Origin of the sequence: Pauljensenia sp. UMB1177 (genome assembly GCF_030217965.1) — a bacterium.
GTDB classification, from domain to species: Bacteria; Actinomycetota; Actinomycetes; order Actinomycetales; family Actinomycetaceae; genus Pauljensenia; species Pauljensenia turicensis_A.
In genome coordinates, this window is the sequence record NZ_JASOOV010000001.1 from 197458 (window position 1) to 220323 (window position 22866).

General features: G+C 55.9%; 17 protein-coding genes. 8 read left to right on the plus strand and 9 right to left on the minus strand.

All coding sequences use genetic code 11. The annotated features are described in order from the left end of the window. Window positions 1-192: 192 nt before the first annotated feature. The 4 genes from QP442_RS00865 to QP442_RS00880 form a co-directional block, all read right to left on the minus strand. Window positions 193-4491 carry an InlB B-repeat-containing protein gene (locus QP442_RS00865; protein WP_285069508.1) on the minus strand — a complete coding sequence of 1433 codons (4299 nt, stop codon included), beginning with the start codon at window positions 4489-4491 and terminating at the stop codon, window positions 193-195. Between the two features lie 619 nt (window positions 4492-5110). Next, window positions 5111-6907 carry a S1C family serine protease gene (locus tag QP442_RS00870; protein WP_181002145.1) on the minus strand — a complete coding sequence of 599 codons (1797 nt, stop codon included), beginning with the start codon at window positions 6905-6907 and terminating at the stop codon, window positions 5111-5113. 118 nt (window positions 6908-7025) lie between these two features. Beyond that, window positions 7026-8795, minus strand: a complete 1770-nt coding sequence (gene menD, locus QP442_RS00875) for a 2-succinyl-5-enolpyruvyl-6-hydroxy-3-cyclohexene-1-carboxylic-acid synthase (protein WP_285069509.1) — start codon at window positions 8793-8795, stop codon at window positions 7026-7028. Beyond that, window positions 8695-9771: an o-succinylbenzoate synthase gene (locus QP442_RS00880; protein WP_006680791.1), complete on the minus strand. Its 1077-nt coding sequence runs from the start codon at window positions 9769-9771 to the stop codon at window positions 8695-8697. Before QP442_RS00880 ends, menD begins: the two co-directional genes overlap by 101 nt. A gap of 154 nt (window positions 9772-9925) precedes the next feature. On the opposite strand from QP442_RS00880, the gene QP442_RS00885 reads away from it, so the two are divergent. Beyond that, window positions 9926-10906: a 1,4-dihydroxy-2-naphthoyl-CoA synthase gene (locus QP442_RS00885; RefSeq protein WP_006680790.1), complete on the plus strand. Its 981-nt coding sequence runs from the start codon at window positions 9926-9928 to the stop codon at window positions 10904-10906. A gap of 123 nt (window positions 10907-11029) precedes the next feature. On the opposite strand, the gene QP442_RS00890 is transcribed toward QP442_RS00885, so the two are convergent. Then, on the minus strand, window positions 11030-12544 hold the full coding sequence (locus tag QP442_RS00890; RefSeq protein WP_285069510.1) for a L,D-transpeptidase family protein: 1515 nt from the start codon (window positions 12542-12544) through the stop codon (window positions 11030-11032). A gap of 96 nt (window positions 12545-12640) precedes the next feature. Between QP442_RS00890 and QP442_RS00895 the strand changes: the two genes are divergently transcribed. The 3 genes from QP442_RS00895 (at window position 12641) to QP442_RS00905 (ending at window position 15625) form a co-directional block, all read left to right on the plus strand. After that, entirely contained in the window at window positions 12641-13957 is a 1317-nt protein-coding gene (locus QP442_RS00895) for an AMP-binding protein (protein ID WP_285069511.1), read from the plus strand. 148 nt (window positions 13958-14105) lie between these two features. Next, a complete protein-coding gene (locus tag QP442_RS00900; RefSeq protein WP_006680787.1) occupies window positions 14106-14999 on the plus strand; it encodes a 1,4-dihydroxy-2-naphthoate polyprenyltransferase in 894 nt (297 codons plus the stop codon). Between the two features lie 155 nt (window positions 15000-15154). Next, window positions 15155-15625 (plus strand): hypothetical protein, encoded by a 471-nt coding sequence (locus tag QP442_RS00905; protein ID WP_219585624.1) that lies wholly within the window; start codon window positions 15155-15157, stop codon window positions 15623-15625. Window positions 15626-15646: 21 nt separating this feature from the next. Here the strand turns inward: QP442_RS00905 and QP442_RS00910 are convergent, their stop codons facing one another. The 3 genes from QP442_RS00910 to QP442_RS00920 form a co-directional block, all read right to left on the minus strand. After that, window positions 15647-16315 (minus strand): histidine phosphatase family protein, encoded by a 669-nt coding sequence (locus QP442_RS00910; RefSeq protein WP_006680785.1) that lies wholly within the window; start codon window positions 16313-16315, stop codon window positions 15647-15649. A 109-nt stretch (window positions 16316-16424) separates the two neighbouring features. Further along, on the minus strand, window positions 16425-16523 hold the full coding sequence (locus QP442_RS00915) for a 30S ribosomal protein bS22 (protein ID WP_003792170.1): 99 nt from the start codon (window positions 16521-16523) through the stop codon (window positions 16425-16427). 89 nt (window positions 16524-16612) lie between these two features. Then, entirely contained in the window at window positions 16613-16840 is a 228-nt protein-coding gene (locus tag QP442_RS00920) for a helix-turn-helix domain-containing protein (RefSeq protein ID WP_006680784.1), read from the minus strand. A 388-nt stretch (window positions 16841-17228) separates the two neighbouring features. On the opposite strand from QP442_RS00920, the gene QP442_RS00925 reads away from it, so the two are divergent. The 4 genes from QP442_RS00925 (at window position 17229) to disA (ending at window position 21966) form a co-directional block, all read left to right on the plus strand. Beyond that, window positions 17229-18581: a potassium transporter TrkG gene (locus tag QP442_RS00925; protein ID WP_131367607.1), complete on the plus strand. Its 1353-nt coding sequence runs from the start codon at window positions 17229-17231 to the stop codon at window positions 18579-18581. Between the two features lie 150 nt (window positions 18582-18731). Continuing rightward, window positions 18732-19406 (plus strand): potassium channel family protein, encoded by a 675-nt coding sequence (locus tag QP442_RS00930; protein ID WP_040318363.1) that lies wholly within the window; start codon window positions 18732-18734, stop codon window positions 19404-19406. An 81-nt stretch (window positions 19407-19487) separates the two neighbouring features. Continuing rightward, the gene (gene radA / locus QP442_RS00935) at window positions 19488-20858 is read left to right on the plus strand and encodes a DNA repair protein RadA (protein ID WP_285069512.1); all 1371 of its coding nucleotides are present in this window, start codon (window positions 19488-19490) and stop codon (window positions 20856-20858) included. A 37-nt stretch (window positions 20859-20895) separates the two neighbouring features. Beyond that, the gene (disA, locus tag QP442_RS00940; protein WP_006680780.1) at window positions 20896-21966 is read left to right on the plus strand and encodes a DNA integrity scanning diadenylate cyclase DisA; all 1071 of its coding nucleotides are present in this window, start codon (window positions 20896-20898) and stop codon (window positions 21964-21966) included. Window positions 21967-22091: 125 nt separating this feature from the next. Here the strand turns inward: disA and QP442_RS00945 are convergent, their stop codons facing one another. Continuing rightward, a complete protein-coding gene (locus tag QP442_RS00945) occupies window positions 22092-22826 on the minus strand; it encodes a hypothetical protein (RefSeq protein ID WP_006680779.1) in 735 nt (244 codons plus the stop codon). Window positions 22827-22866 lie beyond the last annotated feature (40 nt).

The window sequence follows — 22866 nt, forward strand, 5'->3', positions numbered from 1 at the left end:
CAAGTGCAGTCGGCGCACTTGCACCAGAAGAGAGACCCCTAGATCGCTCCAAAAATCAACGGTTGATAGACAGTAAGACCCTGGCTTCTACAGGCACATAATGTGTCCGCAGAAGCCAGGGTCTTGTTCCGTCTGACAGACGCTTCAGCTACTGGTACAGCTCGCTATACCGAATAACGCTCTGCCCGTCGATCAGTTGAACTCCTTGCGAGTACGTCGTTGGGACGCCACCATGGTGCCACCTGCAACAAGGAAAGCTAGCGACACGTACAAAGACAGCCCAATGTGCGCAGCACCCGTCTTCGGGAGTTTTGCAGGCGATGGCGGCTTGACATCGATAACTGCAGGATCTTTCGTGACCTTCAAGGTGAGCTGAACTGCCGAGCTGTCAGTTCCCTCAAGGATCTTGTCGCGTCCGCCTTCCTTCTGGACAGAAACCCATTCCATCGAGAACGATGCCGAACGACCACCTTCAGCTGTCGCCAACGCCTTCATGTATCCAGAAACCTCGCCACTCACGGTGATGTTCTGGTCAAGTGGCGCGGTGTCTGGCACCTTGAAGCCAGCCACTGTCAGAATCAAGCTCGACTTCGTGTCATCATGAATTGCTTGACGCAAAGCCTTGTACGTTGGGTAGTCGCCCTTAAGCTTCATCGAAAGAGTGACGACACCATCTGCATACGCCACATCCGAGATCTCAAAAGCATCCGTTCCGGTCAGGGCGTAGCTTGCCTTGTCCTTCGGCCAGACTGCTCGAAGTTCTTCAGGAACGCTAATGCGAGTCGTGAATTCACTCTCGATCCGCTTCACCATCACTCGATCGAAGTGCTCCGCGGGCACGTTGTTGCTCTTTTCGATCTCTTCCATCTTCTTCTGAATCACGCTGACATCAAGGTCAGCCGAGAAGTTCAATTCACTTTCGCGCTTGGTCATGTGGATAGCTGAATTCTCGGTATCACCATTGACCAGAATGTCGGCGGGCAACAGCGCCTGATCCGGAGTGATGACTGTGAAACGAATGGACTTGTCCGAAGCATCAGCCACAGCATCCCTGCCATCAGGCCACTGTTCCGCACCCCAGGAGAAGTTGAATTCCTTAGCCGTTCCAGCTTCAGAGGTAGCTGTCGCTTCGAACGCGCCGGTGACTTCACCAAAGAGCGTCAGCTGCTTACCAGCCGGAGCATCCGAATTAACCGTGACACCGGGGATAACCATCTTCATCCAGTGATCCTTCGCACCAGCATCCATAACAATCTTTTGCAACTGTGCGTAGTTCGTGACGTCCTTATTCAGCGTCATCTTCACCGTAAGGGTTCGACCGTGAACTGATGTTTCCTCAACCTTGAAGCCTTCACCAAAGTCCTGAACTTGTGGCGTGACTTCTGCCGGAAGCGAGAGGCCTTCCGGAATAGTGAAGGTTGCTTCGAAGGCAAAGTTGCGAACCTGAATCCCAAGTTTCTTGTAATCATCAGCGACCCCAGGATAAAGAGCCTCGATTTCCTTCATTTGTTCTTTAATAGGCTCCACATTCACTGCGCCTACAAAGTCGAGCGATTCCCCACGACGCACCGGATACGCAGCATTATGCTGAGTTTCTTCACCAACCCGAATATCGGCGGGCAGAATCCCCAGGTACGGCTTCACTACGACGAGCGTGTACTCAATTGCCTTGACGTTGCTCGAGTTCGGATCCCCTGTCGAACCATCTTGCACTGCATTCCAAGTAAACTTGAAATGCTTTGAGGTGCCACCGGGGCTTGTAGCAACTGCCGAGAATGAACCAGTAACCTTTCCACTTATCGTGAGCTTGTCACCATTGGCAACCTTGTCACCATCAATACCCAAACCATTAACCGTCAGGGTTAAACCGCCATCAGCCATCGGGGTAACAGATTCTACAGCCGCCTTGAGTTTGGCGTAATCCGTCATTCCCGCTTTCAGGCTCAGGGTCACGGTGATGTCGCGATCGTCAACCTTCACGTCCGTGACCTCGAAAGCATCACCCAAACCTGCCGGAGTCACCTGAGGAGACTCAGGGATAGTGACGCCCTCTGGCATGGTCAACGTTGCAGTGAACGTCGATGTCGGAGAAGTCAAAGCAATCTGTGAAAGCTTCAAGTTTTCGCTGTTAGCGCTTCGATCCATCATGACCGCAGAACGATTACTACTCGTAACCTGAGGGAACATCGATTCAATCGCGTTCATCTGATCTTTGATGGAATCTGCGTTGATAACACCGGTCACGCTGAATGTGTCACCAACGCGAACAAATTGTTCCTTGGAGCTTTCGGCAGGGTTGACACCCCAGATATCTCCAGGGATTTCAGCATCGTTCTCGATCTTGTCAACCTTCGGATCTTCTTTCCATCCGAGGTAGAAGGTCATATCTTTCGTGATTTGTGGGTTATCGCCTGGTCTGGAGAACAGCCACGACTTCCGGTCCTTGAAGTTATATTTCTTTCCACCGGTGGGGGTTGTGTACCAATTCGTCGTGTCGCCGAGTATCCATCCGTTCTTCTGAGCCTTCTGATCCGGCACAAGCGTGTTGTAGTCGAGCGCACCAAGAAGAGAGCGGAACTCGTCGCCGTATTCTGCCTTCTTCTTCAGTACTGCGACGTCGCCACCGTTGGGATCGGTAATAACCGTGAACACGTCTGGATTCGTCTTGAAAACGGAATCATCGGAGAAGCGACCACCATTTGCAGAGAATGCAACCTGATACAGGTTGACGTCGTACTGCGCATACAAGTCGATGCTTGATGCACCCGTAATGGGAAGAGTCTCGCCCGGAGCAATCGGCTTGCCCTGCCCTGCAGGATCCGTCGTCCAATGTTTAAACGTCTTTCCTGGAACAGCAAATGTTGAATCTTGAGCGCTGATCGAGTCAAAGTCCAGAACAGTCGCTGACTGAGCCGAGGGAGCAACGGCACTGACGAAGTTCGTGCCACCGTTGTTGTTGTGGTAGATCACCGACGCTGCATTCCACTTAGCGTAAACCTCAAGGTTCGTATCCACGGCAGATGAAGCATCAAACTCGTGTTCCGCACCAGCGTCATCCCTGTAGAACCATCCAAGGAACTTGACTCCATTCGCGTCAGTTGGAGTCCCGGGATCCACATTTCCAGCAATCATGTCGAGGGCATAACCGCGAATTGTGGTGGCAGTCTTGGACTGCTTTGACCCGTCTGCGAATGAGGCGTTGGAGTTGTTCAATACGTAGGTAACCTTGGCGCTTGGCACCCACACGTGTTTGAGACCATCATCTGAGGCACGCGCAACGTTATAGGTGTACCTGTCACCGTTAATGTTCTTCGGATTCAACACGTTCGTTGAAGAATCAGCCAAGGTCAGCAGGCTCAGTCGCTCATTACCGTTCTCGGCACCGTTCGTCGGCGTAGTGACGTTATAGTTGTAGGTCGGATCGTAAGCGATCTTGAACGAGCCACCGGTTACAACGTACTGCGCAGGAGCGTTCGCACCACCATTATCGGCTGTTTTATCTACCGCAGCAGTGTTGACAACGCTGTTGCCAACAAACTTAATGAACTGGCCTTCTGGGTTGTTACGACCAGCTCCGAATAGTGGAATGTACCGCAGGTTTTCACCGACGAGAGTCGAGTTCGTAAACGTGGCGTTTGAATTCTCGTAGTTGATGTTGTAGCCACCTGCGGTGCTGTTTTTGAAGACCATCGTGGAGTCGGTGACTTCCATGGTTGAATGATCACCCTGAGAAATACGCGATCCGTCAGAAGTGAGCGTAGAGCCGTTGACGATTCGAAGCTGGCCGAAAATTGCCATCGTCTGCTTATATGCAGAAGAACCAGTGGCTTTGTAGACATACAAGTCAGAGTTATTCAAATCGAGAGAATACGTGTCTTTTTCAGGGTTCAGGTAGTACCAGACTCCGCGCGTGGTGAGCGACGCATTATTCATCACAAGCGGAGCGTACTGCTCGCTCTTTTCGTCCTTCGCTTGCACATTCACCGTGCAGTTGTTAAAGTTAGAACCTTTCCCATAGGTGAAAGCTCGCCCAGTGCTCTCTAGGGCAGATACGGTCAGCGCTTCTCGCGACGAACCGTTGAATTTGCCTTTCAAGTTAAAAGCAATCGCGTTCCGATCAAGGATGTAGATACCATCATTGACTTCCGCGCCAGAAGCAATGTCGAGAGCAGTTGCAAAACCGCTCATCGTGAGCTTAGCGCCATGAGAGGCCCCCAGCTTCGCACCGGCAGAGAGAATGATGCCATTTTGGCCGTTTGAACCGGTAAAGGTGGCATCTGAGTACACGTCAAGGTGTGCACCACTTGGGATAGTAAGCGGAGTGCCGGTTGTAAAAGTGCCTGCGATATGCAAAGTTCCGCCGTCACCAAGTGCATTTAAACCAGCTTTCAGCGATGCAAGTGGCGCATCTGCAGAAGTGCCAGCATTATCATCACTGCCAGAATCAGCATTCACCCAGACGTCAGACAAAGACTTGGTAGCCGGCGCCATACGAGGAAGCCTCTGTGGCTGAGCTATCTTATTTGAATCGGAGGGGGAGGCTTGAGAAGGAAGCGATGACGAAGCGGTTGGTTCGCCAGAGCCAGTCGACTGCGTGTTTTCCGTTGTAGCATTCTCTGAATCGCTCGAATTTGAAGCCGAAACTCCCATTCCATTGTCCGATGCATCTGCCTGGGATGACGAATCAGTCGGTGCAGTCTGAGACGCAGGAGCCTGCACCTTAGAAACCGTACTCTCTGAGCCTTCTATCTGTTCAGTAGCCCATGCGCTTGCTGGTACGCCAATCAGGACTACCGAGGCAGAGACGGCGAGCGCAAGTAGGCGCCGGCATGTCCCCCTCGTCCACGGAGCTCGATGGTTCTTCATCACTTACCTCTTATTCTTAGACACACGTTTGTTTTCAACGAGGAAAACTCCGGCTCGCATATACAGTGGGATGCTTACATTATCTTCCTCGTCATCAAGAAAGCACCAGCCCCGCACTCCCGCGAGATATGTCATACCTTTTTGGAGTAACTGTCCGTACCAAGCGCAAATCGAGACATGTGCATACAAACAGGTGGGCCCACCCAAAGGGTAGGCCCACCAAGAGTTAGAATCAGCAGAGCTGTCAGGACGCCTTGCCGAGCGTGACGGTCACATCCTGCTTCTCACCATTGCGGACGTAAGTGATCGTTACTTCCTGACCACTCCGGTAGCGACGGATGTACCCGGTCAACTGCTTCGACGAGGACACCGACTCTCCATCAACGGCGGTGATCACGTCCCCTGCCTGCAACCCGGCCTGAGCAGCGGCACCGCCACGCGTCAATTCCTCAACCGAGGCGCCCGCAACGTTAGAACCATCAACGGCAACAGCCTTCGTGGTCACCGAAACACCCAGGACCGCATGATCAACGGTGCCGGTTGCGATTAGCTGATCGGCCACGGAGGTCACCAAATCAACGGGGATAGCGAAGCCCAAGCCGATCGACCCGGCCTTGTCCGAGCTGGTATTCGACGCAATCGACGAGTTGATTCCGATCACCTTACCGGTCGCATCAAACAGCGGGCCACCGGAATTACCAGGGTTAATAGATGCATCAACTTGGATAGCGTTGGTGATCTGAGTATCCGTGGAGGACTGAGCCTGAGCCTGATTTTCTTCTTGTCCACCACCAAAACCGGGCAGTTGACCGAACGGATCGTTCGGGTCGACCTCTTGAGAGTTTTCTTTGCTTCTCGAAACTTCAACTGGCCTGTTCAGAGCGGAAATGATACCGGTGGTTGCAGTGTTTGACAGGCCCAGCGGAGCGCCCACGGCCATGACTTCCTGGCCGACAGCCAAGTCTGACGACGAACCGAAGGCAGCGACCGTCAGGTCGGAAGGGGCGTTTTCCAGGCGAATAACCGCAAGGTCAGTCGTCGGGTCAGTTCCGACGACTGACGCGTTGTACAAGCGACCATCACTGAGAGTCACCTGGATCGTCGCATCGGCACCGGTCGCACCTGAAACGACGTGGTAGTTCGTGACAATGTCGCCTTGAGCGTCGTAGATGACGCCGGATCCAACGCCGGAGGACGAACTGGAGCTCACTGAAATCGTGACAACCGCGGGTTGGACAGCTGCCGCAACCGCCTGCCAGTCAGGGTCTTCACCGCTGGTACTAACAGGCTGAACGGTTGACGCGCTTGTCTTCGTGTTTGCTGACGAATCGGTTTCGTTTGCCTTTCCATGACCGGCATTGATCATCGCGAAGGCTCCCGACAGGGACACGGCAGCAGTAGCCGTCATGCCAAGGATCATTGCAAGCCAGCTAGGACCGCGACGCTTCGAACTCCGCCTTGCAATAGATACCGTCGGCGTATTTGTCGGTGCACTCAAAGGTGAGGTGTAGGGGTGAGTCTCCGTCGTCGGCCCATTCCCGCCCGCGTACGAGGCTCCTTGCGAACGCGATCCTGGCTGATTCGGCTGTTGAAAGCCTGCTGATTGAGTGGCCCCCGCACCCTGGTAAGCCTGAGAGCTCGACGGCTGGTAGGGCTGGCCGCTCGTTGCAGATTGGTAGGTGCCACCGGAGGTCACGCCGGAGTACGCAGAACCTGTTCCGTATGACCCCTGCTGTTGGGAGGGAGTCGAACCGGTCGCACTGGCCTGCTGAGCGGGTGAGGATGGACGCGCAAACCTTGCGTGAGGCAACGGCTCTGTCGGCCTAGTTGGAGACGACTCTGTCGGCGTGGTGGGACCTGAGACTTGAGCGGGACGCCCCGCCCAGCGGGAGAGCGGAGTCGATTCCGATGTCCTCGAAGCGCCCGTGCCACTGGCCTGCGTCTGGACACGTGGTGCTGGCTTAGCTGTGGGGGTGGTTTCTGTCTTCGTCGGTTCCGATGACAAGGCGCGCTGTTTACCATTGTTGGGTGAGTCGCTCATTGCGGATCCTTCATTAGCTAGCGTGTTAAAAACTGAGTGCTTCTTGGAAGCTGATGACATTAGTGTGCACCCGCTTCTTGCCGACTCACTGAATCTTTCCTGTGCGTTTCCTGTGGTGCTAAATCTGATCCGCCAGCTTCCTCACATCAGCAATTTGCACAGGTCGAGCGCATTTCACATGACAGATCCGGATCCCGTGTACGTCGGAATCAAGCTCGCGCATCACGTCTTGACGCGTCATACATTCCACATAATCCACGCCGTAGGCGTGAGCCAGGTGCTTAAGAGACTGCGGTTGAGCAGTCGCAAACCATCTCTCGAACGTCGGAGCGTTTTCTGGGCGCCCGTGTTCAAGGGTGGAGAAAATTGACCCGCCACCATCGTCAGCAACAAAGATCAACAAATCGGGGGCGGCCTCGTCCGCTGGGATAGCCAACGCGCCCACATCGTGGAAGAACGTCAGATCCCCCATCAGCGCAACAGTCGGCTCTTCGCGAACAAGTGCCAGACCAATCGCAGAAGCGATCGTGCCATCAATTCCCGCAAGGCCCCGGTGAGAAACAACGGAGCGCCCATGCCCATCAACACCAACCAGGTCAAGTGCACGGATCGAGTGAGATGCTCCCACCATCAGCGGACGCGAATCGTAACTCCACACTAAGTCAGCAAGAACAAGCACTGACATCGGGGATTCATCAAGAATCGTGCGAATCTGCTGGGAGACTCTTCGGCCAGCTTCCTTCCACTGCTCCAGCCACACATCGTCCGTTGAAACCTGGCGTGGCGGAGCAAGCGATGCCACCACTTCACTGGCACACCCTTGAACATCAACCCACTCATCATGCGGGTCGACAACAATCAAGCGAATGTCACTGCGCCCAAGTAACGCAGACACGGGACGCGACAGGGTCGGACGACCGGTAACGATCACCTGTTGAATCTGATCTGCTAGGGGCGAGGCAAGGAGCACCTGCTGGTGAGCAATTCGATTCGGATCGCACGCAAGAACACTGGTCGGTTCAGCAAAAATCGGGATCTTCGCATAATTCGCCCAAGCTTCCCCACTCTGGTCATCACCATCGCCCGCCACGATCACAGTTCGCAGTGACGAATCAACGACGTCATCCCACGTCTGACCGAGACGACGAGGCCGGTAGATCGACGGCGATGACACCTTGGCAAGAGACAAAGGCTCAAGTGTCGCTGAACCTGACTGAGGTGTCAGCGGATCACGGAACGCAACATTGATGTGAACGGGACCTGCAACACCTGACGGTCTACCGCATGCGCGATGCACGGCTCGAGCTACTCGCGAGTCAACGCGCTGATCGGGCTTGGTATCCGCTGGCAAATCAAGGACAGTTGGAGCGTGCGGACCGAAAATGCCGTACTGAATCGTGGTTTGGGATGCTCCAACACCGCGTATTTCATCTGGACGATCCGCACTGAGAACGATCAGAGGCCGGTGAGCATGAGCGGCCTCGGCGACCGACGCATGTAACTCAGCCACTGCCCCGCCCGAAGTCGTCACAATCGCAACCGGCGACAGGTCCTCGACGTCGTGGCAGGTGGGCTCGCTTGCCCATCTCCTGGTCAAGCCGAGTGCGAGGAATCCAGCTGAGCGCTCATCAAGGCGAACATGGGCGCGGACAAGGTCGCCCCGCACTGCTGAGTCAAGAGCGTAAGCAAGGGGCGCGCTACGAGACCCAGGGCAGTACACGATGTCATTGACACCCGCAGCAATCAGCGCACCGACAATGCGCTGGGCAAGAACAATTGACTGGGATTCAGGCATGATGTCCTCCAGCGACAGATTCGAGATGCGCACACATGAGGTCAAGACGGTGAAGCCACCGGTCACGTATTTCAGCGTCAACGGGGCGGGCATCAACCAGACTCTGATCTGGTTCAACGTCACGCACCGGCAAAAACCCGTCAACAGGAAGCAGGCGTTGAGGGACAACGTCACAAGCCAAGAAGTGCGATGTCGCCAATCCGCACGCGCGTATCATTCCTGGCAGAAGCGAAGCGGCCCGCACACCGACGGCCAGGCCAACACTGGATTCCAAGGCGGACGAAACCACTAGGTCCAAGCCGGTTTGCTCACCAATCTGTAGGGCTCGTTCGATTCCACCAAGCGGAGCAATCTTAATGATCGCAACATCCGCGGCCTGAGCGCGCGCAACTGCTTGAGGATCATCCGCCCTGCGAATTGATTCGTCTGCAGCAATGGGCACATCAATTGAACGACGCAAGGTTGCCAAATCTTCGACCCTGGCACACGGCTGTTCTGCGTATTCAAGACCGCCCACTTGCATTGCTGCACGGTCTAGCTGAGGAACGGCTTTTCGCGCGTAGTCCACATCCCATGCGGCATTCACATCGACTCGAATACGACCGCGTTCGGCTCCGACCGTATCAACAAGCGCCTGAGCAACGGCTTCGACTCGAGCAATATCTTCGCTCAGTTCAGTATTGGGATCCGCAACTTTCACCTTCGCCGTAGCGCAACCACCCGAACTGATGACTCTCTGGTAGGCATCGGATGCGCAAACAACCGGAATCGTGACATTCACGGGAACACGATCGTGCAGTGAAGTTCTGCGCGGTCCAGTCGCCACCGAATAGGCGCCAGCCAGCCAGGTTGAGGATTCAACCGGGTCATAATCCCAAAATGGCGACGCTTCTGCCCAGCCGGACGGCCCGTGTAATAGCAGTCCTTCCCTGCTGGTCACGCGCCTAAAACGCACGTTCATCGGCAGATGGTGAAGAAGCAGATCATCGACGCCATCAAGAACGCGACGAACATGGCTCGGCAAAGATGCCATATCAATGCGCGTCAATTCACCATGGGATTCGCTCATACTTCCATTGTGCCCGAATTGGCGTCTCAACAAACTGTGAGGACGCCCAGTTGTGGATTGTCGTTATTCACAGGCGATACCTATGGATAACTGGTTTCCACAAGGAGTCCCAGCCTCGTGCGCTTCACGGAAGGCAAGACGCTAGGCTGGTTGCATGAGCGCACTGCCTTTCATCTCCGATACTTTCGACCCTGCCCGTTGGCGCGAGGTCGAAGGATTCACGCTGACCGACATGACATACCACCGCGGTATTTCGCGTGGTGAAGCCGAAGACGGCCAGCCCAAGGGCGCCGACATGCCCGTCGTTCGAATTGCATTTGACCGCCCCGACATTCGAAACGCCTTCCGCCCCCACACCGTTGATGAGCTCTATCGCTGCCTCGACCACGCACGGATGACGGGCGATGTCGCTGCGGTGATCCTGACGGGCAATGGCCCCAGCTCCAAAGACGGTGGCTATTCCTTCTGTTCGGGCGGAGACCAACGCGTGCGAGGCAACGACGGCTATCGATACGAAGTGGACGGAGCCGACTCTCAAGCCGACACTGTAGTTCGTCGCGAGCAAGTAGATCCCGCTCAGGCTGGACGCCTGCATATTCTTGAAGTTCAGCGTTTGATTCGTACCATGCCGAAAGTTGTCATCGCGGCAGTTCCTGGGTGGGCTGCCGGTGGCGGGCATTCTCTGAACGTGGTCTGTGACCTGTCCGTCGCGTCGAAAGAGCATGCTGCGTTTATGCAGACTGACGCGAATGTGGGGTCCTTTGACGCCGGATACGGGTCAGCTCTACTGGCCCGCCAGGTCGGTGACAAAAGGGCACGCGAGATCTTCTTCCTCGCCGAGCGCTACGACGGCGATACTGCTGAAAAGTGGGGCGTTGTCAACGCGTCGGTTCCCCACGCGCAACTGGAGGAACGCGCGCTCGAGTGGGCTGGCACAATCGCTACCAAGAGTCCACAGGCAGTCCGCATGCTCAAGTTCGCATTCAATTTGGCAGATGATGGAATGGCAGGCCAGCAGGTGTTCGCGGGCGAGGCCACACGCATGGCGTATATGACTGCGGAAGCACAAGAGGGACGCGATGCATTCTTAGAGCATCGTCAGCCCGATTGGAGCGGGCACCCGTACTACTTCTAAACCGAGGAAGCCAGAACGCAGTGAAGACTCAGTGGCATACAACCGCTGAGCCTTCACTATAAAAACGTGTGGACAGACCTTGGTAAAAGCCTGTAGCGGGCCCCAGTAAAAGCCTGGGCATCCTTAGTAGTGGGAAACCACCGTGGTGCCGTAGTCGGACCAGTCGTAGATGAACTTGGCCGCTTCAACTGGCATGTTCACACAACCGTGCGAGCCACCGGGGCCAGACCAACCGAAGGATGAACGCCATGGCGCACCGTGGAACGCGTAGCTACCGGTGAAGTAGGTAACCCACGGGACGTTCGGAGTTTCGTACTTGGAACCGTCAACGTTGTCGCCACGCATTGTCTGCTTCGCGTACTTCAAGTAGACGTGGTAGGTGCCGGTGACAGTCGGGGTCGCGGGGGCACCGGGAACCATGTAGTAGGGGCCGCCAACGACCGTACCACCCTCATATGCAATAACGGTGCTTTCGCTGAGGTTGAGGTCGATCCACTTTTCACCGTCGGCCGCCTGGTAGACCAGGTTTCCTGCGCCTTCAGCGACCTGACGGCTCTCGTAGGTGGGTTGAACCTCGTCATAGGTAAATTCAGCACTGTACGCGGTCAGGGCGTTGACAGATTCAACCAGTGCCTGAGCGATCGCATCGACATTGTTGACATTCTTGCCAGGCTGGCCTTCCTTGAAGACAGTCAGAACCTGACCCGCAGAGTTCACATTGTTCACGCCGTTCACAACGGCGGTGTTTGATGCTTCAGCGGTTGCCTGAACCCACGCGGTGGCCTTTTCAAGATTGACCGAAGGAGCCTTCAGCGAGCCGTCTTCGTTTGTGGTGACTTCAATCCACGATGCTTTTTCTGCCGGTGTTGCGGTCACGGTTTCTGTTCCAGTGTTGATCGAAACGTCAACGGCGACCAGAGCATTTGCTTCAGTGGCTTTCTCGGCAGCGTCTTCAGTTGTCACCTTAGGCTCACGCTGAACCGGAGAAAGAGTAACGGATCCGGAGGTCAGTGTACTCGCCTGCGTCAGCACGCCGTCCTTCACAGTCTTTGTATCGATCAGCGCACCCGCAACAGCTTCGGTGCCTTCGAAAGTTACACCGTCGCCGCCAAGGACAACCGTGCCTTCCTGCGCGACAGTGCCGGTCGATTCAGCTAGTGTGGTCGCGAACTCGGACAGGATCACGTCGTCGGTGACCAGAACCGGAGCCACGTCCTTCTTGACGAACAGAGCCTTCATTTCAGTGAAGAAATTCTTGTTGCCTTCAAACACTTCGTCGACGGTCTTATCAACGTCAACAGTAACGCCAGCATCGGCAAGAGTCGTCTGCGATGTCGCACCGTCAACGTCGAACGTCACGATGGTGTCCTCAACTCGCTGGGCGATGGACTCTTTGACCTGGTCGCGCGTCATCCCCGTAACGGAAACACCAGCGATCTTGACTCCAGGCAGAGCCTTGTGAACGAAATACGCGGCATATGCGCCGGAGGCACCAAGGGCGACAAGAACAGCCACAACGATACCTGCGACCGTCCACTTCATCTTGGAATTCAGCTTGTTCAACATCGGCTCAACCTTATCGGTTGTACATTTTTCAAGCGACTTGAGTCCCACAAGGAGGAGTGGAAAATCTGCCACAATTCCACGACCATTCTTGGCTTAATTGAGCGCTTTTTATACGTGCAACCTAGGCTGTAGGCAGTACAGAACAGACGCATTCTAGGGGGATCCACATTGACAACTCGAACGCTGGTGGTACCTGGAGGAACCTCAATCGGAGCTGTCGCTCTTGCACATGCGGCTCTTCACAAGCTGGTGGAACTTTACGAAGAACGCCAAGCTGACCCGAATCACCCCGCACCTCACACGGTGGTTGTGATGCGTGATCCGAAGGATGTTCCGCCATCAACTCTGCGCGGGGCCTCGGCAACCGTCGAAGAGGCGTTTCCAGCCGAGCGTTTCCCCTCGCTCTATCCGGCGATCACCGAGCCTGATTTCTTTAGCGGTGTCGACCTGGTCATTCCCACGTCCGGTTCGTCCGCAGGCACACCTCATCTTGTGGGCTTGTCGATCGATGCGTTGATCGCGTCCGCGCGTGCAACGCACGAAGCCCTTTCCGGGCCGGGAAAATGGATTCTAGCATTGCCGGCCCACCACATTGCCGGAGCGATGGTTTTGCTTCGCACGGCCGTTGCCGAAACGAATCCGCAAATCGTTGATACGTCTGCGGGCTTCGATCCGCGAGCGCTTCTTCCTGCGATCGCTGGGGCTACGGCCGAGGACGGAGTTCCTGGTTATCTGTCGTTGGTTCCGACTCAGTTGGCCTCGTGCTTGGCTGACGATCAAGTGATCGAGGCTCTTTCAGGGCTTTCTGCGATTTTGGTTGGTGGCGCGCACACGCGTTCGGATCTGCTGGATGTGGCACGAGGCCGTGGTCTGAATATCGTCACGACGTATGGGATGACGGAAACGTGCGGAGGGTGCATCTATAACGGGGTGCCTCAGCCCGGTGTTGAGGTGCGAACTGTTGAGCATGATTCTCAGGCGCGGATCGCTCTTTCAGGCCCGATGCTGATGACTCGTTATGTGGACGGGGATTCCCCTCTTTTTGTTGAAGGAGGCACAACCTGGATGCTGACGGGCGATATCGGTGTGATCACGAGTGAGTCAACCGTGAAAATTCAGGGGCGCGCGGATGATGTCATTGTTTCCGGTGGTCTTTCTGTTGCTCCTGCCCCGGTCTTAGAAGCTGTTCTATCTTGCGATGAGGTAGCTGACGCATGGGTGACGTCGACTCCTGACGATAAGTGGGGCGAGTTAATCACGACGCTGGTTGTCCCGAAGAATCCTATTTCATCTGCGGACGAAGTCGATCAGTTTGCTCGGCATCTGCGTTCTGACGTGGGCGAGGTCTTGGGGCGCGTGTACGCTCCTCGCCGTGTTGTTGTGACCGGTGTTCTCCCCTACCTGTCGGAGATGAAGATCGATCGCATGGCGGCCACGAAACTGTTGAAGGATGCTGAAGACACGGTCTTTGACTGGCGTCGTTAAGGCGCGCTTCTTGGCTTTTGTGCCTGACATGCAACCGAAGCAGAATGCTGTTTTCATCTTAGACAGCGTATTCTCGTGAAGCACGCTTGCGACAAACGCTCGTGAGCCCGTCACTTTTTCAGACAATGGAAAGCAGGTACTGCCACTCATGGCAACGTTGAACGACTGGATCGAAGGGGCGCGTCTTCGCACTCTGCCTGCTGCTATTGCTCCCGTGATGGTCGGTACCGCGTCAGCAATCCACATGGGTGCCGTTGCGCCAGTGCGCGCCGTTCTTGCTCTTGTCGTTGCCTTGGCGTTGCAGATCGGCGCAAACTATTCGAATGATTATTCGGACGGTATTCGAGGCACCGACGATTTCCGCCTGGGGCCTGCGCGCCTTACGGGTGGAAAGTTGACCGCTCCGAAGAATGTCCTGATTGCCGCGCTCACTTGTTTCGGGATTGCTGGTGTGGCCGGCTTAGCCCTGCTTGCTTTGTCTGGCGCATGGATTCTTCTGATCCCGGGCATTTTGGCCGTGCTTGCCACATGGTTCTACACGGGTGGCCGCACTCCCTACGGCTACATGGGGATCGGCTTGTCCGAGCTGTTCGTTTTCCTTTTCTTCGGTTTGATGGCGTGCGTGGGCACCACGTGGACTCAGATCCCTCAGGCACCGGGCTGGCTTTGGATGCTCGCATCCACGCTGGGTTTCCTGTCAGTCGCACTGCTGATGGCGAATAACATCCGCGATATTCCAACGGATCGCAAATCCGGTAAACGCACTCTTGCTGTTCGCCTGGGTGATACAACGTCGCGCAATATATTCACCGCCTGCTTTACTCTGTCCGTGATGAGCCTTGCAGTATTGCTGTTCACCCTCACCTATTCGTGGCCACTGATTCTTGTTGCCCTCATCATCACCGGATTCATGACTGCTCTCGCAGTTCTCCCGATCGTGCGTGGAGAAACTGGCGCCCGTTTGATTCCTGTTTTGCGCAACACCGGCCTGTACACGCTCGCCTGGGCGATCGAGGTCAGCGCTTTCCTGCTCCTCGCCTGATCCCCTAGCCGCTCAGCTCGGACTTTCAGCCTGAGCCTCGTACACGATGGCGAGATTGAGCACCCCGCGCATTTCGCTCGCATCCGTTGACCGCGAAGCCCTCCCCGCGAAGCCCTCGCTGCGACGCTTCAACGCTCCTTGGATAGACTGGCGCAATGGTACGCATTCTTGGCATCGTCATTTGGGCCACGGTCACGATTTACGCGATCACGGATTGGCTTCGCACGCCCGAAGATCAAGTGCCGGCGAAGTTGCCAAAGAACATCTGGCTACTGCTGATAATCTTGACGATCCCGTCGTTGTCGATCGGGTCGATCGCGTGGATCGCCTTGCGTTTCGTCGCCAAAGCGGAAGCCGGCGAGGCTCCCATCAGCTTCTCCGTCACCCGCCTCCCCTCGGAGAAACAAACGCCCGCACCCCTTGCTCCCGATGACGATCCGGAGTTTCTTTTCCGGCTCGAGCGCGACATTCAACGCCAACGCAAGAAGGCCAGCAAGGAAAGCGCGAACGCGTCTAACGATTCCGCTCCCGATTCACCATCCGCATTCGAAGAGGGCTCGGGCGCGTCAGATACGTCCGCGAACCATGACGACGAGACCACAAACCGCAACGACCCCCAGGCTTGATCGGGTCGGCGCGATAAAGACTCAGCGTTTGAGGGCCGCTTCGGAATCCCCGGGAGTCATATCGTGTGCGTGAACAAGCAAGTCAGCGCTTGGCTCAACGTAGTCAATATCGACCAGTGTGCCGTCATCGAAAATAAACGTCGTGATCGACGCTAGGGAACAGTGCCTCGACCATGGGGCGTGTGCCAGCATCTGCTTGCGAGCAAAACGCGTGAGCAACGTAATCGGACTCTGGTGCGAAACAACAAGGGCCTCGTGACCATAGGCACGTTTCAACGCGCCTGACAGTGCGGCACTCATGCGCGACGCAATCTGCACATACGGTTCGCCCCACGATGGCTCAAATGGATTGCGATAGTACTTCAGCACATTCGGCTTGATCAACACCCTGCGGTCAGCATTCACCGGCTGGCCTTCGAAGATATTTCCAGCTTCGATCAGGCGAAGATCCGAGTGAATAGGAAGCTCGTAGGCGCGAGCAGTCGGGGTCGCGGTCTGCTGCGCACGAAGAAGAGGCGACGCAATGACGGCCGTGATATCCGCGTCGGTTTCTTTCAGATAGTCGGCTCCACGCTGAGCCATCTGATGTCCGAGCTCCGTCAAACCAAAACCGGGAAGACGCCCATAGAGCAGGCCGTCTGGATTATCGACTTCGCCGTGGCGCATCACGTGGATCTTCGTTGTCGTCATGGGGTAAGTCTGACACGAATCATGTGAGTGTGCGCAAAGCGGGCTCCGACCAAAGCGGGCTCCGACAGATAAAAGCGAAGGCCCGACCGAATCGGCCGGGCCTTGAAGCTCACTTCTTGTTGCGACGCTGGTGACGCGTCTTGCGCAGCAGCTTGCGGTGCTTCTTCTTTGCCATACGCTTGCGGCGCTTCTTGATGACGGAGCCCATGGGGTTCCTCCCTCTTGTTGAAACTAGCTCGCGGCAGAGGTTCCTACCGCCTGACGAATCATGCCCATTACAGGCATAGCGTTGCTATCTTACCCGTTAATGGCACTACTCACCGAAATGGAAGTCTCGGTGTGATCAGCAAGACCCGATTCGATGATCTGGCCAAGAGCTGCTTCCGGCACGCGGAAGCTCTTGCCGACGCGGATCGCAGGCAGGTCGCCAGAATGAATCAAACGGTAGACGGTCATTTTTGAGACGCGCATAATTTCCGCCACTTCAGCGACCGTTAGAAAACGGGGGGCGGAATGCGACACCATGAGAACTCCCAAAAATATCTTCGTGAGGCAGCCAGTGGCGCCGGTCCTTTTGCGCGCGTAGCCTCAGGGTCAATACTAATGCCTAAAGACAGGTTGTGGATAATTCTGGAAGAATGCGTTCAGATATCTTTACTTCGCAGTCGCGCGCCGGCGAAAACCAAGAGTTTCTTTGGTGATAGTGGGGTGGTAGCGTGGCAAGGAATCATGGAATGCCAAGCGATAGGGGGCGAGTGTTGTGTCGATAAGGCGAAAGCATTCCGCATCGTCTGAACGCTCGTCGCACTCCGATGACTTCGCTGCTACCCCTCTTGTGCAATACGCAGACCAGTCCCTGGCGACACACTCAGCGTCCACGCGCCCCTTGGCTCACGAAAAAGAAACCACTCGGATGGATAAGTTCCGTGCGTGGTTTGTTTCTCAGGCCCGCTATTCGCCGGCGCGTCTGGCTCTGGGCATTTTCGCTCTGATCATTGCGGTCATCACGGGGCTTCTCTGCTTACCTTTTGCGTCCGTGTCAACGCGTTCGGCATCGTTCGTTGACATTCTTTTCACCGCGGTTTCTGCCGTGTGTGTGACAGGTTTAACGACCGTTGATACAGCCACCCATTGGACAGTGTTCGGTCAGGTCGTCATTGCAATGGGCATCATGATCGGTGGCTTGGGCGTGATGACCCTGGCGTCGATCCTCGGTTTTGCCGTTTCACGTCACCTGGGTTTGACGCAAAGAATGCTGGCCGCCCAGGAAACAAAGTCCGACGGCCTCGGCCAAATCACGGGGCTGTTGAAGGCTGTTATCGCAACCTCACTTGTGGGCGAGTTGCTTCTTTTCCTGGTTTTCCTGCCACGTTTCCTGACCATGGGTGAAGGCGTTCTTCACTCGCTATGGGAAGCGCTTTTCATGGCGATCTCAGTGTTCAATAACGCGGGATTCGTGATTCTAGTTGGTGGGCTTGCTCCCCACGTTTCCGACTGGTGGATGCTGGCTCCGATTGCTTTAGGTACCTTCACCGGCGCCATTGGTTTCCCCGTCATCCAGGATCTTGCTCACCGTTGGCGCACCCCGCAAAAGTGGGCGCTCCACACGAAGCTGACCCTGTCGGTCTACGTGTCCTTGATCTTCATTGGCGCTGTCCTTTTCGCATTGACGGAGTGGACAAACCCGGAGACGCTGGGAGCCTTGCCTGTTCCCAGTCGTATCTTGAATGCGTTGTTATCCGGTGTGAATACACGTTCCTCGGGATTATCCGCGGTTGACGTTGGGGTGATGCGCCCGCAGACGCACTTCGTTCAAGACATCTTGATGATGATCGGTGGTGGCAGCGCATCGACGGCCGGTGGCGTGAAGGTGACGACTTTCGCCATCTTGGTACTCGCCGTTATCGCCGAGGCTCGAGGTGATCAGGACATCGAAACCTTTGGCCGTCGCATTGCTCCGTCGGTTGTCCGCCTTGCTGTTGCCGTCTCGCTGTTGGGGCTGGCAATGGTGGCCGTTTCCGTTGTTATTTTGCTGAGCCTGACAAACTATTCGCTGGACACGATTCTGTTCGAAACAATTTCTGCCTTCGCAACAGTTGGCTTGTCGACAGGCATTACGGCGACTTTGCCTCCACTAGCGAAGTATGTCTTGATTGCCCTGATGTTTGCCGGCCGAACGGGTTCGATGACGGTTGCTGCAGCTCTGGCTCTTCGTGAGCGTTCTCGCGTGATCCGCATGCCCGAGGAACGCCCAATTATCGGCTAACGTTGTGCATGATCGGCCACCGGGGAAAAGAGGGCCGCGAAGGTGTGGCCGGCCTCGTCGCTTGGTGCGAACGGCCACCTCTCTGCCCGCCCACGCCGCGGCCTCCCTGCCCCATACCCATTGGAAACAAAAACAGGGCATAATTGCGCCATGGCATCAGATGACATCAAGGACCTTTCGTCCGGCACCCTGGCTATCGGATTGGGTCGTTTCGGGTCGGCAGTTGCGGTCACACTCGACAAGCTGGGATACGAGATCCTGGCAGTGGAAAAGAACCCCGCTCGCGTTCAGGCGTTCGCCGGCAGGTTCCCACTGGTGGAGGCCGACGCAACGAGTATCGAGGCTCTTGAACAGCTAGGTGCTCGCGATTTCCGCGCTGCCGTGGTTGGCGTCGGCTCGTCCTTGGAAGCGTCCGTGCTCATCACAGCAAACTTGGTTGACATGGGGATGCCGTCGATTTGGGCGAAGGCAACCTCGCGTGAACACGGTCGAATCCTGCGTCGTATTGGCGCTCATCACGTCATCTATCCCGAGTTTGATGCCGGCCAGCGCACGGCTCACCTCGTTGGTGGTCGCATGATCGACTACATCGAGATGGAGAAGGACGGCTTCGCGATTATGAAGTTGCGTCCACCAAAGGAAGTGCACGGTTTTACGTTGGCCGATCTGGATCTACGAGGCCGGTATGGCGTGAATATGCTCGGCTTACTCAGGCCGGGAATGCCGTTCGAGTACGCCGATGCAACGACCCGTATTAATCCCGAAGACGTCATCATCGTATCGGGCGATGCGCGCCTTCTGGAGTACTTCGCGAACCGTCCATAAAGTCGCATCACTTCAGCGGGTTGCACCACGTCATGTGGAATTGCAATCGGGTTTCTACACGGTGGGCTGTAGCGTTGTCCTATGGCTAAGGAAAAGATCAGCTACCGATGCACCGACTGCGGGTGGACTTCACCCAAATGGGTCGGCCAGTGTCGCGAGTGCCAGGCGTGGGGAACAGTGGAAGAGGCCAGCGCGGGTGGCGCCATCGCTGGTGTTGCCACGCCGGTTACACCCAGGGTTCTTGCCCGACCTATTGCTGACGTTGATTCTGCTCAAGCCCAGTCTCGTCCAACAGGGGTGGGGGAAGTCGACCGCGTCTTGGGTGGGGGCATTGTTCCCGGTGCGGTGATCCTTCTTGCCGGGGAACCGGGCGTTGGTAAATCAACACTTCTTTTAGACGTTGCCGCACGCGCCGCGCGGGATTCAGGGAAAAAGGGGCCGGTTCTTTACATCACGGGTGAAGAATCATCGTCGCAGGTGAAGGCTCGCGCAGAACGCATTGGAGCGATTCACAATGATCTTCTGCTCGCCGACGACAATTCTCTGCCGACCATTTTGGGGCACGTGGATGCGACTTCTCCTTCGCTTCTGGTGGTTGATTCGGTTCAGACAATTCAGTCTCCACAGGTTGATGGTGGCGCGGGTGGTGTCGCGCAGGTACGCGCTGTTGCCGCTGGGCTGATTCGCTTGGCTAAGGAACGAAACCTGCCGATTCTTCTGGTTGGTCACGTAACAAAAGACGGCGGGATCGCCGGCCCTCGCGTCCTTGAGCACCTTGTGGATGTGGTGTGTCAGTTTGAGGGCGAACGCCATTCACGCCTACGCCTATTGCGGGCAGTCAAGAACCGCTACGGACCAACTGACGAGGTCGGTTGTTTTGAACTGATCGATTCTGGGATCCGCGCTCTGCCGGATCCTTCCGGATTGTTCTTGTCACAGACGTCGCGTGATGTCCCAGGATCGTGCGCGACCGTGTCGCTTGAAGGCCGACGCCCCATGCCGATCGAGATTCAAGCTCTTCTTGCCCCCAGCGCGGGCGGATCTCCCCGGCGCACAACATCGGGCGTCGACCATTCGCGTGTTTCGATGATCTTGGCGGTGGCACAATCGCGATTGGGGCTCGATTCGTCTTCCTTAGACGTGTATGTCTCAACCGTTGGTGGAGCCAAGACAACTGAGCCCGCCATTGACCTTGCTACCGCCATTGCGATCATCTCGGCTTTTAAGGGCACTCCCCCACGGGAGTCACTCGTTGCGATGGGTGAAATCGGTTTAACCGGAGAAATCCGAGCATGCACCGGACTTGGGCGTCGCCTCACGGAAGCCGCTCGTCTGGGGTTCACAACGGCGATCATTCCCGCACAGGGAAGCGAAGATTTGCCACCAATCGAGGGAATGACCGTGTTCACCGTCTCTGATCTTTCAACAGCCATTCGTGTTGGTCTCCCGTAAAATTTCAATAGATGCTCGATAAAGGAAGGCCCGAGCGATGACCGACGATTCCGTAACTCTCCGTGAAGCCCTGCAGGCTGTTGCTCCAGGCACAGACCTCCGCGAGGGACTTGAACGCATTAAGCGTTCGCACACAGGGGCGTTGATCGTGCTCGGATACACGCCTGAAATTGAAGCCATGTGTTCGGGCGGCTTCGATCTCGATATTCCTTTCAGCGCCTCGCGTCTTCGCGAACTCTGCAAGATGGACGGCGCTGTCATCTTGGACAAAAACAACTGGCAGATCCGAAAGGCGAACGTCCAGCTACTTCCAGACCCGTCGATTCCGACGGAAGAATCCGGTATGCGCCACCGCACGGCTCAGCGTACCGCCCGCCAAACACACTTGCCTGTCCTGTCACTCTCGGCGTCGATGCGCATGATTTCCATCTACGTTGGACCTCATCACCACTTGGTTGAAGAGCCTGAATCTCTGCTGGCACGCGCAAACCTGGCCGTCGACACATTGGACCGCTACTCGCAGCGTCTTGACGAGGTCCTCCAGACTCTGACCGTTCTTGAGATGCGCGATTCTGCGACCGTTCGTGATGTCGCAACCGTTATGCAGCGCATGGAAATGATCCGCAGGATCACATCCGAAATTAATGGTTATCTTGAAGAACTCGGTTCGGAAGGTCGACTACTTGCGCTGCAGCTTGATGATCTGATCCGAGGCTCCGCATCCGAACGTGCGCTGGTGATGCGCGATTACATTCGCGATCAAGCAAATGTTGCTTCGGTCGAAAAGCATCTGTCGGATATGCCCAGTGAAAAGCTCGTCGACCTGGCAGTAATCGCTAACGTTCTTGGCCTGTCCGTCTTTGAGGTCGCTGACCTCGACCGTGAGATCCAACCTCGTGGTATTCGTTCGCTGTCGTTGGTTCCGCATCTTCCGTGGAGCGTCATCAAAGAACTGACCACCCACTGGGATTCATTCGCATCTCTACGTGGAGCTTCCGTGGACGAACTCCAGAGCATCGAAGGAATCGGCCCCTACCGCGCACGCTTGATTCGCGACAGTTTGGAACACCAAGCCCAGGTTGCCGCAAACGGAATTGTCGGCTGGTAATTCTTCGAATTGAGCACTACTCCAAACTGCATAAGCCCTCTGGCGAAGTAACTGTTGAACCGACAGACTTTTCACCTTCAGTTCATTCTGCGAGGTTTTCTCAGGCTCGACGATCCTGCTGAGCCCTACGCAGCAGGATCCGGTTCGGGGGCAATCACAACAAACGCACTCTTATCCGTTACCGAGCGAGCTCCCACATACAGCTGAGCGTTATAGGTTCCCGCAGCGGCAACCGGTGCCGAACTGGTTTCTTCCCCCTCAGCAAGCTCAACGCATCCGCCTAAGTGATGACGCCCATCCCACGTGATACTGGTAGCCCATTCAAGGTCAGGGGCCAATACCAGCTTCGTCGCCGTCTCATCGAACGCAGAACACTGCGCTGAATCATAAATCAGCTGGTCACCACTGGTGATCTTGAGTGAAACCTGCCCGAAGGTTGTCCAGCAGGAAATATTTCCCTCATTTTTCACGATAACACTGACTTCCTCGCCAGCGCCCTCGTTCGTATCCGTCGTCGATGCCTGATACTTAATCGCGGCCGAAGTACAGCGAGGGATCGTCACCGAATCATCGGCAGCAATAATCCCATCCTTGGTGACCTTATCGGTTGAGCGAAGACGAATCTCACCATCACCAGATTGCACCGTCTCTTCGGTGTATACCGAAATCGACTGAGGTCCTTCCACCTGCTTCTTCGTTGCATCCGTTGCCATCATGACGAGCGAATAGATGCCCCACCCAAGCAGAGCAATAATCAGAAGAAGACCCGTGCCCGTGATGATACGTCGCGGCCAGAGATTCACTTTTTTCACGCGCTTCTTCGCAGGCTGAGGCCGAGGTGCTGTGGAAGATGAGCCCATCGCCGAATTCCTCCTTATGAAGTAAAAGCAGGCAAAAACG